We start from the raw sequence: 12,722 nt of genomic DNA, 5'->3' as shown, positions 1-12,722 counted from the left end.
AAAATGAGCGGGATGAAAACCGATGACGGTTTCGGGAAAGGACGATCAGCCGCGAATGTGCAGGCTTTTTTCGTAGATGGCCTTGGAACGGGCGCCCGAACGGCAATAGCCCAGCATGGGGCGCGGGAACTCGTCCAGCGCATCCACCATGCCCTGGACCGCTTCGGCATCGACGCCCATGCGGCCCACCGGCACATGCGCAATCTCAAGGCCCAATTCGCGGGCCCGCGCTGCCACTTCGTCGAAGCTCGGCTGGCCGGGCTCTTCGTCGTCGGGGCGATTGCAGACGATGGACTTGAAGCCCAGGGCTTTGATGTCGTCGAGATCGGCGGGCGTGATCTGCCCGGTGACGGAATATTCGTCGTTGATCTGGCGAATGTCCATGATGTCGGCCTCCAGTGTTCAAAGAGCGTTTCAATTACGACGCCTGACAAAGGGCGTCAATGAAAACACGGGCGTTCAGGAAAAGCTGAAGCGAAGGGCGTAGTCGACGCTTTCGCCGGGTTTCAGCATCTGCAACTCGCCAGAGGCCGCAAGGTCCTCGCGGCTCACCCAGCGGTGCGACACCGGCTCGATACCCAGCACATGCGCCGGCGCCCGCTGGTTGCGCCAGACCTGCAGATGGGGAAGCGTATCGGTCCTGAAGCGCACCTTCAGCGTCACGCCTCCCAGTGCCGCGATCGGGCCCAGCATCACCTGCGCCCATTCCTCGCCGGCAACGGCAGCCGGCACGCAAAAGACGCCGCCCGGCTCCTCGCCAAAATTCCAGGGGAAGCCGCCACCCTCCAGCATCTGGCCGGAAAGGCGCACGTCGCCGTCAAACAGCCAGGCGCCGATATTCATGTGATACATATGAACCCTGGCAAATGGCGTCGAGCCGACATTGCTGACACGGTCAATGAGGCAGGTTTCCCCGCTTTCGCCATCCATGCGCACATGCCGCTCAAGAAGGGCGATGCCGCCCTCTGCCGTCTTGACCGTCACGCGCGCCTTGCATTCGGCAGTCTCGCCCTGCGCATCCCAGAACAGGATTTCCGCAGGATTGCCGGAATAGGATCCATGAAGGGGGTATTTGCGGCCGCTGGCATCGCCTTTAATCGCTTGCGGATGGCGGATGTGGTCCGGCCCGCAGGTAAACAGAAACCCCTCCAGCGAATGGTCGATGCGCGGATCGCCATCATCCGGAATGGCTCGCCCGGGCGCCACATCGATGCCGTTGACGATGCAACTGCCGATATCCAGGACGCTGGTTTCGTCAAGAAACAGCTTTGGGCCCCGCCCCGCCACAAATGCCTTCATTCCATCCTCCATCAGCGACGCCTCAACAAAGCGTGACAAACTCTCAAAATTAAGTATTCGTTCACCACAATGGCCAATTCTTCCTTACTGGCGTCAAATTTGACCTGTCTGAGGAAGACCCGGCAATCGGGGAACGTGTCAGCGCGTGCCGCCGTTATACGTCGTAATCTCGAATCGGTGATATTGTGAAGTCCACTTCAGTGTTCAGCCTCAGTCTGGCTCTCCTCCTCTCGGTCGCGGCACTTTCGCCCGCAGCGGCCCAGGGCGCCTACGGTTCCCGCTCGGACACCGTCCTCGTGGCGCCGACCGGGGAAATCCTCGATTACATACCCGAAGCCGGAGAGGTCGTAATCAGCCGCGACCGCATGGGACGACAGGTATTGATCGACCATTTCGGCAATGTGGTGGCAACGGAAATGCGCCGGGATACCTACCGCAACTCGGTCGATGGCGGCTACCCTTCCAGACCGCAGCGCGGCTATGGTTCGGCTTACCCGCCCCAGCCCACCTATTCGCGGCAGGACAATGGCGGTTACCGCGACTATCGCCAGTATCGTCCGGGCGAGCCGGGTGCCGTCACAGGCTCGATCCCGCGCGACAGCTCCATCGTGCGCCTGCCGCTCGATGCCGATGGCGCGATCCTCGACGACGGACAGGAAGAGGCCTCGCTCGAAACACAACCGATGCCGCAGCCGAGCATCGTGCCGCGCGCCGAAAAGCCGGTGATGGCGATCACCAACAAGCCGCAGGCGGAAGTGACGGCGCTGCAGGTGTTTCTCGACCGCGAGGGCATTTCGCCCGGCGTCATCGACGGCCATCTCGGCGACAACGTCAACAAGGCGATTGCCGCCTGGCAGGAAATGACCGGCGAGACGCTCGACCCGAACAATTCCGAAGACATCATGCAGCGCCTCTCCTATTCGGGCGGACTGCCAATCGTCAATTACACGATCACGCCCGCCGATGCGGCCGGCCCCTATGTCGCCTCCATCCCGGATGACTATGCCCACAAGGCGCAGCTGCCGGCCATGTCCTACACCTCCACCAGCGAGGCGCTGGCGGAACGCTTTCACATGGACGAAGGCTACCTCAAGGCGCTCAATCCCGGCGTCGACTTCTCCATCCCCGGCTCGACGATCAAGGTGGTCAATCCCGGCCAGCCGAAAACCGGCGATGTCGTGCGGGTGGTGGCAAACAAGGCGAAGAAGCAGGTGTTCGCCTATGGCGCCGATGGCAAGCTGATTGCCGCCTACCCTGCCACCATCGGCTCGTCGGACACCCCCTCGCCCACCGGCACCCATACCGTGCAGCGCATCGCGCTCAATCCGGGCTATACCTATAATCCGAAGATCAATTTCAAGCAGGGCGACAACGACCAGATCCTGCAGATCCCGCCCGGCCCCAACGGCCCCGTCGGCACCGTCTGGATTGCCCTGTCGAAGCCGACCTATGGCATTCATGGCACGCCGGAGCCCTCCAAGATCGGCAAGACCAACAGCCATGGCTGTATCCGCCTCACCAACTGGGATGCGACGGAGCTTGCCAAGATGGTGAAGCCCGGCACGGTGGTGGAATTCGTCGACTGAGGCTGGCGACGGCCACACAGCCGAAATCAGAAAGGGCGCCTTCGCGGGGCGCCCTTTTTCATAAGTCGTGACGGAGGAATATTACGCCGCGTGGCGACCGAAGCCGATGATGCGGGGAAGACCGGTGCGCACCACGCGCGTCGGCATCAGGCGCTTGACCTCTTCGGCCAGCAGACGGGCGTTTTCGCGCGCCTTGTCGAGGTTTGACACCTTTGCCGCATCCAGCGTGTGCAAGGTGCCGCCCACTTCGAAGAGTTCGCGAAAGGCGGTGCGCTCGCCGATCGGCGTGTTCAGCACGTTGACGCCGCGCTGGGCCAGCAGCCCCTTGATGGCAACCAGCGCCCGGGTGGTGACGACCGGCGTGACACGGGTCAGCACCACCGAATGGGCAATGGCAAGCCCCGCCTTTTCCTTCATCAGCGCCAGAAGATCGAGGATCTGGGCGGCCCCCTTGGCGTCCATGGCAGAGCCCTGGACGGGGATCAGGACATGGTCGGAAAGCCCAACGGCGGTCGTCACCAGCGCATCGCGCGCCCCGGCAAGATCGATGATGAAGTAATCCGTCGCCGACGACATTTCGCGCAGGTGACATTGCAGCGACGCAACCGTGACTTCCGTGATGATGGTGATGTTGCGCACCGCGCCGGACATTTCATGCCACTGGCTGATCCAGCGCTGCGGGTCGGCATCGACCAGCGTCACGCGATGCCCCTGATGCGCCAGTTCCGTGGCAAGAAGAAGCGCCGCCGTCGTCTTGCCGGCACCACCTTTGGCATTTGCAAATGAAATCACAGGCATAGTTTGTCCTCGATGGTCATCGAGCCGCATCGCTCAGAAGCGGCACCGCCTCATGACATGGTGCCTATGACGGTAACCTTTGCAAAAACAGGGTTAATGATCGGTAAATTTTAAGGCCATCAATATGACCCGGCAGAACTGAGGTTGCGGTGTGTTGCTGACAGAACCTCATGAAAAAACCGGGCGGATGGCCCGGATTTTTCGACGCGTAAAACCGTGCGGCCTGCTCTCAGAAGCAGTCGGCAAAAAGTTTCTTGGTATTTTCCAGCGTCATCTTCACCGGATTGCCGCCGCAGGACGGATCTTCGATGGCCATGGCCGAAAGCTCATCGATCCGGTCGGGCTTGATGCCCATGGCGGTGAGATTTTCCGGTACGTTGAGTTCGCTGCGCAGCGCCATGACATAATCGTAGAAGCCGTCAAAGCCGCCGGAAATGCCGAGATAGGCAGCGGCGCGCTCGATCTTGTCTTCGATGGCCTTGCGGTTGAAACGCAGGACGGCCGGCATCACCACGGCGTTCGTCATGCCGTGATGGGTGTTATAGACGGCACCGATCGGGTGCGACAGGGCGTGAATCGCGCCGAGCCCCTTCTGGAAGGCAACCGCGCCCATGGCCGCCGCCGCCATCATGTTGGTGCGCGCTTCCAGATCGTTCGCCTCATGATAGGCGCGCGGCAGAAATTCCTTCACCAGACGCATGCCTTCCAGCGCAATGCCGTGGCTCATTGGATGGAAGAAGGGCGAGCAATAGGCTTCCAGGCAATGGGCAAACGCATCCATGCCGGTGCCGGCGGTGATCGCCTTCGGCATGCCCATGGTCAGTTCCGGATCGCAGATGACGACGCCGGGCAGGAATTTCGGATGGAAGATGATCTTCTTCACATGCGTCTTGGAATTGGTGATGACGGACGCGCGGCCGACTTCCGAGCCGGTGCCGGCCGTCGTCGGCACGGCAACGATGGGCGCGATGCCGTCGCTGTTCGCCCGCGTCCACCAATCACCGATATCCTCAAAATCCCAGACAGGCCGCGTCTGGCCGACCATGAAGGCGATGCATTTGCCGAGATCGAGCCCGGAGCCACCGCCGAAGGCGACGACGCCATCATGGCCGCCATCGCGATAGGCCTTGATGCCGGCTTCCAGGTTGATCTCGTTCGGATTCGGATCCACCTCGGCAAAAAGGGCGCGGCCAAGGCCCGCCTCTTCCATCGCATCCAGCGCCCCTTGCGTGATCGCCATGCCTGCAAGCCCGCGGTCGGTTACCAGCAACGGCTTCTTCATGCCGAGCGATTTGCAGGCATCGCCGAGTTCCTTGATGCGCCCGCGGCCGAGCTTGATGGCGGTGGGATAGCTCCAGTTGGCGGTAATGTTCATGAGGGTCAGGCTTTCTTCAGGTGATAGGATTTCGGCCGCGTGAGGTTGTGGAAGCCGAGGACGGAGAGCGAGCCGCCGCGTCCGGTCTGCTTGACGCCGGTCCAGACGAGGGCCGGATCGAGATAATCGCAACGGTTCATGAACACGGTGCCGGTTTCGAGATCGGCGCCAAGGCGCGAGGCCCGCTCCTCGTCCTTCGTCCAGAGCGAGACGGTGAGGCCATACTGGCAATCGTTCATCAGCGAGAGCGCTTCTTCGTCGCTCTTCACCTTCATGATGCCGACGGCCGGGCCAAAGGTTTCCTCGCGCATGAAGGTCATGGAATGGTCGACATCGACCAGAACCTGCGGCATCAGATAGGCGCCGCCATCGTCCTCAGGGAACAGCTTCGGATCGACCAGCGCCTTCGCGCCCCGCGATACGGCATCGGCCACCTGCTCGCGCACGGTTTTGGCAAACCGGGCATGTGCCATCGGCCCCAGCGTCGTTTCCGGGTCCAGCGGATTGCCGAGCTTGTAGTTCGAGACCCAGGCGACGGACTTTTCAACGAAGGCGTCGTAGAGGCTTTCGTGCACATAGATGCGCTCAATGCCGCAGCAGCACTGGCCGGAATTGAAAGTGGCGCCATCCATCAGCGTGTCGACGGCAGCGTCGAGATCGGCGTCCTCCATCACATAACCGGGATCCTTGCCGCCAAGCTCCAGACCCATGCCGGTGAAGGTTCCGGCTGCGGCGCGCTCCACGGCACGGCCGCCAGCCACCGAACCGGTGAAGTTGATGAAGTTGAACGAGCCGGAAGCGATCAGCTTTTCGGTCGTTGCGTGATCGAGGAAGAGGTTCTGGAACACGTCTTCCGGCACGCCCGCCTCGACAAAGGCGCGCACCATGCGCTCGCCCACCAGCAGCGTCTGGGCGGCATGTTTGATGATCACGGTATTGCCCGCCATCAGCGCCGGCGCCACGGTGTTGATCGCCGTCATGTACGGATAGTTCCATGGCGCAATGACCAGCACCACGCCATGCGGTTCGCGCTCGATGCGGCGGGTGAAGGCAGAACTGTCCTCGACAAGGATCGGCGCCAGCGCATCGGCGGCAACGGAGGCGACATAATTGGAGCGCTCGTTGAAGCCACGGAATTCACCGCCGTAGCGCACAGGCCGGCCCATCATGTGGGCAAGCTCCGGCACCACCTCGTCCACCATCTCGTTCAGCCGCGCGACGCCCTTCATCACAAGCTGCACACGCTCATCCAGCGGGCGGTTGGCCCAGGACTTCTGCGCCTTTTTTGCGCGCGCCACCGCCTCTGCGGCAGGCTCAAGCGCCATCGCCGGCCGCTCGGCATAAACCGAGCCATCGATCGGCGAAATACATTGAATCATCGACATGGTTGTTTCCTGTTACCCAAATCAGCTGGCGAGCCGAGAGACGTTTTACGCCCTCTCGAACCCTCTCGCCACCTCCCAATCCGTGACGCGGCGGTCATATTCCTCCTGCTCCCATTCGGCGGCGCGGACATAATGATCGATGACGTCTTGGCCAAAAGCCTGACGCAGCATGGCCGAGGCGCGCAGCTTTTCGGTCGCGTCGCGCAGCGTGCGGGGAATTTCGCGCACACCCTTGCCGCCATAGGCGTCCCCGACGAAGGCGGGCTCCAGTTCCATCTTGTTCTTGATGCCCTCGATGCCGGCGGCCAGCAATGCGGCCATGGCAAGATACGGATTGAGATCGGAGCCACCGATGCGGCATTCGATACGGATGCCCTTGGTGCGGTCACCACACAGGCGGAAACCGGCCGTGCGATTGTCCATGCTCCAGACGATCTTTGTGGGGGCAAAGGTGCCGGCGACGAAACGCTTGTAGGAGTTGATGTAGGGTGCCAGAAAATAGGTGTACTCCTCGGCATAGGCGAGAAGGCCTGCAATGTAGTGCCGCATGGTCTCGGAAATGCCGTGGTCGGCGTCCTTGTCGAAGAACAGCGGCACCTTGCCATCCGTGCTCCACAGCGACTGGTGGATATGCGAGGACGAGCCGGCGGCCCTGTCGTTCCACTTGGCAAGGAAGGTGACGGCCTTGCCCTTGGCCCAGGCAATCTCCTTGCAGGCATTCTTGATGATGACGTGGCGGTCGGCCATGGTGAGCGCCTCGGCGTAGCGCACATTGACTTCCGCCTGGCCGGGCGAGGCCTCGCCCTTGGTGTTTTCCACCGGCACCCCTGCCCCCTGAAGCCCGGTGCGGATCGCCCGCATCACCTCTTCCTCCTTGGTGGTCTGGAAGATGTGATAGTCTTCGTTATAGGCGCTGGAGAGACGCAGGTTGCGGTAGCCCGTCTCGCGGGCATGATCAAACGTCTGGTCGAACAGGAAGAATTCAAGCTCCGTTGCCATGAAGGCGGCAAAGCCCAGATCTTCCAGCGCCCGCATCTGCTTCTTGAGGATGGCGCGCGGCGAATGGGGCACTTCCTCATGGGTGTGATGGTCCAGCACGTCGCAGAGCACGAGCGCCGTGCCTTCCAGCCATGGCAGCTTGCGCAGCGTGGCCAGATCCGGCTTCATGATGTAGTCGCCGTAACCCTGCTCCCAGCTGGTGGCCTTGTAGCCGGAGATGGTTTCCATCTCGATGTCGGTGGCCTGCAGGTAGTTGCAGCTGTGGGTTTCCTTCCAGGCGCTGTCGACGAAATATTCCGCCTGAAAGCGCTTGCCCATCAGGCGTCCCTGCATGTCGATCTGGGCTGCAATGACAGTATCAATCCGTCCGGCGGCAACATCGATCTTCAGGTCGTCGAACGTGTAAGGTGAGGTCATGGACGTATCCGTTTCGAAAAGGGAGCCGCCGCACGGGTGCGGCGGCGGATGAAGGTTGAAGACGAAGCGGCGATCACGCCTCGCCGACAGCCGCTTCGGCTGCGGCAATCTCCGCCTTGCGCTTTGCAATGGCGTCGCCGATCGGCGGGCCCTGGAAGCGGCGCTTTTCGAAGGCGAACCAGACCACCGCCGTCAGCACCAGGAAGCCGACGGTGATTTCCAGCGCCCAGTCGTTCGGCGGCTGTACGCCGATGAAGAAGATCACGATCATCGCGACGATGGCAAGAACGGCGACCAGCTTGTAGGTGGCAACGCCCATGTTCCACGGCCCCATGGCCGGCCATTTCGCCGTCCCGATGGCGCCGAGCCCCAGCGCAATCGGCATCATGAAGGACAGGAACAGGAAGATCACCGTGCAGGACACGACGATGGAATAAGCGGGCGTTCCGGCAATGGTGATGGCCGAGGTGAACCAGACAAACAGAACCGACAAGACCGATCCCGTCCAGATCGCGGCAACCGGCGTGCGGTATTGCGGGCTGACCTTGGCAAGCTTGGAGGAGGCCGGCAGCCCCTTGTCACGCGAGAAGGCAAAGATCATGCGCGACAGCGAGGTGACCGTCGCCATGCCGCACAGGAACTGCGAGATGAAGATCAGGAGGTAGAGCACGATCTTCACCTTTGCATTCACCTGGGTATCCATGGCCCAGAAGAACACGTTCCAGCCCTGTTTCGCCGCATCTTCCATATTGGGCAGCATCAGAACGAAGGCGCACAGCATGACGTATCCGAAGACCGAGGACCAGATCACCGAGGACACCATGCCGCGTGGCACCGATTCGGCGGCCTTGACGGTTTCTTCCGAAGTGTGGGCGGACGCGTCGTAACCGGTGATCGTATAGATGGGCAAAAGCAGGCCGAGCAGGAAGGCCATCGCGCCGGACACGACATTCGGCCAGACGGCCGCTCCCGTCAGCGTGCCATCGGCAGCAACCGTCGGCTGGCCGGTATAGTTGGCGAAGGTGAACAGGCGCGAGAACTCCCAGCTCGGCGCATAGGCGAGGCACGCGACCGTCAGCGCAAGCGCCGTCAGGAAGATCAGGTAGCCGGAGAAGTCGGTGAGCTTTGCCGTGAGCCCGATGCCGAAATGGTTGATGGCGGCCTGCAGACCGGTGATCACGGCAACGAACAGCACGCGGTGCACCAGCGTGTCCTCGATGCCGAAGGTCGTCCCAAAGGCGCCGAAGAAGAAATAGAAGGTACCGACATTGATGGCGCCGAGCACCGTGACGAGACCGAGCAGGTTCAGCCAGGCCGACAGCCAGCCGGTGAAGCGGTTGCCGAGGATCGAGCCCCAGTGATAGAGCCCGCCGGCCGTCGGATAGGCCGAGCTGATCTGTGCAAGGCCAAGCGCGAAAATGCCGGAAATCAGGCAGCCGAGCGGCCAGCCGATGCCGATCGAAGCGCCCCCGGCGCCGGCGGTCGCCTGCCCCAGCGAATTGATGCCACCGGACAGAATGCAGATAATGGAAAATGAAATGGCGAAGTTGGAAAAGGAGCTCATACGCCGCTCCAGTTCCTGCGCGTAACCCATGGAATGCAGGATTTGAACATCCTGCTTTTTATCATTTTCGGTGTAAGCGGACATGAGATTCCCCTCTCATCAGGTCGACCGCTTCATTGCGGCCGCCCAGTTTCAACCCCCGTGACCCAACGGTCGCGGGCATGCCACCAACTGCTCCCCTGGATCTTATCGTTGGATGTCGCGAAGGCTTTTCGCCAGCAACTCCGTGAGAAAACCGGCCACGACCCTTTGCCCGGCTTCCGTATCGATCAAATCGTTTCTCACCTCTATCATCACGTTCAAAAGCCGGGCCGGCAAAGCGTGAAGCGCAAGCGTGTGCGTCACGCCATCGGCGGGGCCGTAAGGTTCGTTGCGCTCCACCCGGAAGCGTCCATTGCCATCGGCCGCCTGCAGCATGCGGTCGGCAAGCCGGCTGTCTTCGTCATGCAGGATGCCGATTTCGACGGCCCGCGGCTTGCCGTAATAGACCGGCGTGAACGAATGGATGGTGACCAGCACCGTCTCCTGCCCGCGGTCGCGCCTGTGGACGATCTCCTCGGCGATCCGACCCTGGAACGGATAGTAAAGCGCCTCAGCGCGGGCTGCCTTCTCCGCCTCCGAGAGGTTCTCGTTGCCGGGAATGCGGAACACTTCGCTCACATCCCGAATGGCGCCCGGAGCGCCCGGTGGCCGGTTGCAGTCGAAAACCAGACGCGAAAAGCGCTGGAAGATCAGGCAGGCATCGAGATCGGCGGCCAGCAGCCGCGACACGGCAAGCGCCCCCGGATCCCAGGCGATGTGGGAGGACAGCGCATCCTGCGAAAGACCGAGCGTTCCAACCCGCGCCGGCAGACGCCGCGACGCATGCTCGCACACCAGAAGCACAGGTCCGCGAGCCTCCGGCTGCTCGACGGCAACCGGGCTTTCATCTGCGCTGGTCAGAAAATCGGTCTGAGCAAACATCATCAGGTTTTCCGCGCCTGTATCAGACTTCAACAAGAAGAGAATTCTTCAAACCCAGTCCATCGTCAACCACTTCCTGAAAAAATCTTTTCAGTGAATGGATTGACTCACTCCACCCGCGATTGTTTATTTGCGCAAAACCGGCAAAGACCGGGAAGGGGAACAACAGGTCGTGACGTCACAAACGCAGACCGTGCTGGACGTGATACGCCTGCATTATGACGGGCTGACGCCGGCCGAGAAAAAGCTGGCGGAAAGCCTGATCGACAACTATCCGATGTCGGGGCTCGGCAGCATCACGGCAACGGCGGACAATGCCGGCGTCTCGACGCCGACGGTTGCCCGCATGGTTCAGAAGCTCGGCTACAAGGGCTATCCGGAGTTCCAGGCGCATCTGCACCAGGATCTCGAGGCGACAATTTCAAGCCCGATTGCCAAGCATGACCGCTGGACGGCCGGGGCTCCAACCGCCCATATTCTCAATCGCTTTGCCGACGCACTGACCGAAAACCTGCGCGCGACGCTTTCCACCATCGACGTGACAAGCTTCGACGGAGCCGCCGATCTGTTGCGCGACGACAAGCGCAGCATCTATTTCGTCGGCGGACGCATCACCGGCGCGCTTGCCGATTACTTCTTCACCCATATGCAGGTGATCCGGCCCAAGACGACGCTGATCTCGACCAATCGCAGTTCGTGGCCGCAATATCTCCTGAACATGTCGGCCGGCGACGTGCTGGTGATCTTCGACATCCGCCGCTACGAGCAGGAACTGGCCACGCTTGCCGAGGCGGCAGCCGCAAGCGGCGTGATCATCATTCTCTTCACCGATGTGTGGGCCTCACCTGTCGCCCGCCACGCCCGCCATGTCTTCAAGGTGGCCATCGAGGCGCCATCGGCCTGGGATTCCTCCGTCGTCACCCTGTTTACCGTGGAAGCGCTCATCGAGGCAGTGCAGAGCGCTACCTGGGAGCGTACCCGCGAGCGCATGAATTCGCTGGAGGCGCTGTTTGAACGCAGCCGCCTGTTTCGCCGCCCCGAGCCCAAGGACCGGGACAAATGACTGGAAAAAAGGAGAAAATTCGCGCGTCGCATCAGAACCGACGCTTGCGGGACAGAAAGTGATACTGTCACATGCCATTCATGAACTGCCTCTACTTGTCGCGCCACCAACCATAACCTTGAGGAGAAAAACGTGATGTCCAAGACCCAACGTCTTCTGTCCATGACGACGGCCATCGTCGTCGCATCGACGAGCTTTGCCTTTGCCGAGCCGAGCGCCGAACTCATCGCCGCTGCCAAGAAGGAAGGCATGCTGACCACCGTCGCCCTTCCCCACGACTGGTGCGGCTACGGCGACGTGATTGCCGACTTCAAGAAGAAGTATCCGGAAATCACCGTGAACGAACTGAACCCGGACGCCGGTTCGGCCGACGAAGTGGAAGCCATCAAGGCCAACAAGGACAACAAGGGCCCGCAGGCGCCTGACGTCGTCGACGTCGGCCTCGCGTTTGGTCCGCAGATGAAGAAGGAAGGCCTCCTTCAGCCCTACAAGGTTTCCACCTGGAGCGAGATCCCCGACAACGTCAAGGATGCAGAAGGCTACTGGTACGGCGACTATTACGGCGTCATGTCGCTGCTCGTGAACAAGGATCTGGTCAAGAACACGCCAAAGGACTGGTCCGACCTGAAGAAGCCGGAATATGCCGGCCAGGTTGCTCTTGCCGGTGATCCGCGCGCCTCCAACCAGGCCATTCTCGGCGTTCTCGCAGCAGGCCTTGCAAGCGGCGCCAAGGCTGGCAAGGAAGCCGGCGAAGCCGGTCTCAAGTATTTCGGCGAGCTGAACAAGGCCGGCAATTTCGTGCCCGTCATCGGCAAGTCGGGCACGCTCGCCCAGGGTGCAACCCCGATCGTCGTGATGTGGGATTACAACGCCCTTGCCGCCAAGGACACGCTTGCCGGCAACCCGCCGGTTGACGTCGTCGTTCCGGCCTCCGGCGTTCTCGCCGGCGTCTACGTCCAGGGCATTTCGGCCTACGCTCCGCATCCGAACGCTGCAAAGCTGTGGATGGAGCACCTGTATTCGGATGCCGGTCAGCTCGGCTGGCTGAAGGGCTACTGCCACCCGATCCGCTTCAACGCGATGGCCAAGGCCAACAAGATCCCGAAGGATCTGCTCGACAAGCTGCCGCCGGCCGCCGCCTACGAAAAGGCCTACTTCCCGACGCTCGAGGAAGTCGATGCCAACAAGGCTGCCGTCACCGGCGCCTGGGACAGCGTCGTCGGCGCCAACGTCAAGTAAGACCTGAAAGCCGCCGCCCCGGTTGCAATCACCG

General features: G+C 61.6%; 11 protein-coding genes. 3 read left to right on the top strand and 8 right to left on the bottom strand.

The features are described from left to right. Positions 1-45: 45 nt before the first annotated feature. Both J2858_RS09535 and J2858_RS09530 read right to left on the bottom strand, forming a co-directional pair. Complete coding sequence (locus tag J2858_RS09535) at positions 46-384, bottom strand: TIGR01244 family sulfur transferase (protein WP_210104555.1); 339 nt, start codon at positions 382-384, stop codon at positions 46-48. Positions 385-459: 75 nt separating this feature from the next. Then, on the bottom strand, positions 460-1,299 hold the full coding sequence (locus J2858_RS09530) for a DUF4432 family protein (protein WP_210104554.1): 840 nt from the start codon (positions 1,297-1,299) through the stop codon (positions 460-462). Between the two features lie 185 nt (positions 1,300-1,484). On the opposite strand from J2858_RS09530, the gene J2858_RS09525 reads away from it, so the two are divergent. Beyond that, the gene (locus tag J2858_RS09525) at positions 1,485-2,885 is read left to right on the top strand and encodes a L,D-transpeptidase family protein (protein ID WP_348635466.1); all 1,401 of its coding nucleotides are present in this window, start codon (positions 1,485-1,487) and stop codon (positions 2,883-2,885) included. Between the two features lie 81 nt (positions 2,886-2,966). Here the strand turns inward: J2858_RS09525 and J2858_RS09520 are convergent, their stop codons facing one another. From J2858_RS09520 to J2858_RS09495, 6 genes are all read right to left on the bottom strand, one after another. Then, positions 2,967-3,683: a ParA family protein gene (locus J2858_RS09520; RefSeq protein WP_210104553.1), complete on the bottom strand. Its 717-nt coding sequence runs from the start codon at positions 3,681-3,683 to the stop codon at positions 2,967-2,969. Between the two features lie 229 nt (positions 3,684-3,912). After that, entirely contained in the window at positions 3,913-5,058 is a 1,146-nt protein-coding gene (locus J2858_RS09515) for an iron-containing alcohol dehydrogenase (RefSeq protein ID WP_210104552.1), read from the bottom strand. A 5-nt stretch (positions 5,059-5,063) separates the two neighbouring features. Then, positions 5,064-6,443: an aldehyde dehydrogenase family protein gene (locus J2858_RS09510; protein WP_210104551.1), complete on the bottom strand. Its 1,380-nt coding sequence runs from the start codon at positions 6,441-6,443 to the stop codon at positions 5,064-5,066. A gap of 45 nt (positions 6,444-6,488) precedes the next feature. Next, positions 6,489-7,859 carry a glutamine synthetase family protein gene (locus J2858_RS09505; protein WP_210104550.1) on the bottom strand — a complete coding sequence of 457 codons (1,371 nt, stop codon included), beginning with the start codon at positions 7,857-7,859 and terminating at the stop codon, positions 6,489-6,491. A gap of 73 nt (positions 7,860-7,932) precedes the next feature. After that, on the bottom strand, positions 7,933-9,507 hold the full coding sequence (locus J2858_RS09500; RefSeq protein ID WP_210104549.1) for an amino acid permease: 1,575 nt from the start codon (positions 9,505-9,507) through the stop codon (positions 7,933-7,935). Between the two features lie 102 nt (positions 9,508-9,609). Further along, positions 9,610-10,389: an N-formylglutamate amidohydrolase gene (locus J2858_RS09495; protein WP_210104548.1), complete on the bottom strand. Its 780-nt coding sequence runs from the start codon at positions 10,387-10,389 to the stop codon at positions 9,610-9,612. 169 nt (positions 10,390-10,558) lie between these two features. Between J2858_RS09495 and J2858_RS09490 the strand changes: the two genes are divergently transcribed. After that, on the top strand, positions 10,559-11,449 hold the full coding sequence (locus tag J2858_RS09490) for a MurR/RpiR family transcriptional regulator (protein ID WP_210104547.1): 891 nt from the start codon (positions 10,559-10,561) through the stop codon (positions 11,447-11,449). Positions 11,450-11,584: 135 nt separating this feature from the next. Next, positions 11,585-12,688: an ABC transporter substrate-binding protein gene (locus J2858_RS09485; RefSeq protein WP_245365691.1), complete on the top strand. Its 1,104-nt coding sequence runs from the start codon at positions 11,585-11,587 to the stop codon at positions 12,686-12,688. Positions 12,689-12,722 lie beyond the last annotated feature (34 nt).

The sequence above is a fragment of the Neorhizobium galegae genome, assembly GCF_017877135.1.
Taxonomy (GTDB): Bacteria; Pseudomonadota; Alphaproteobacteria; order Rhizobiales; family Rhizobiaceae; genus Neorhizobium; species Neorhizobium galegae_A.
Note: the sequence above shows the minus strand (reverse complement) of the source record. Positions and strands in the feature narration are given on the sequence as shown.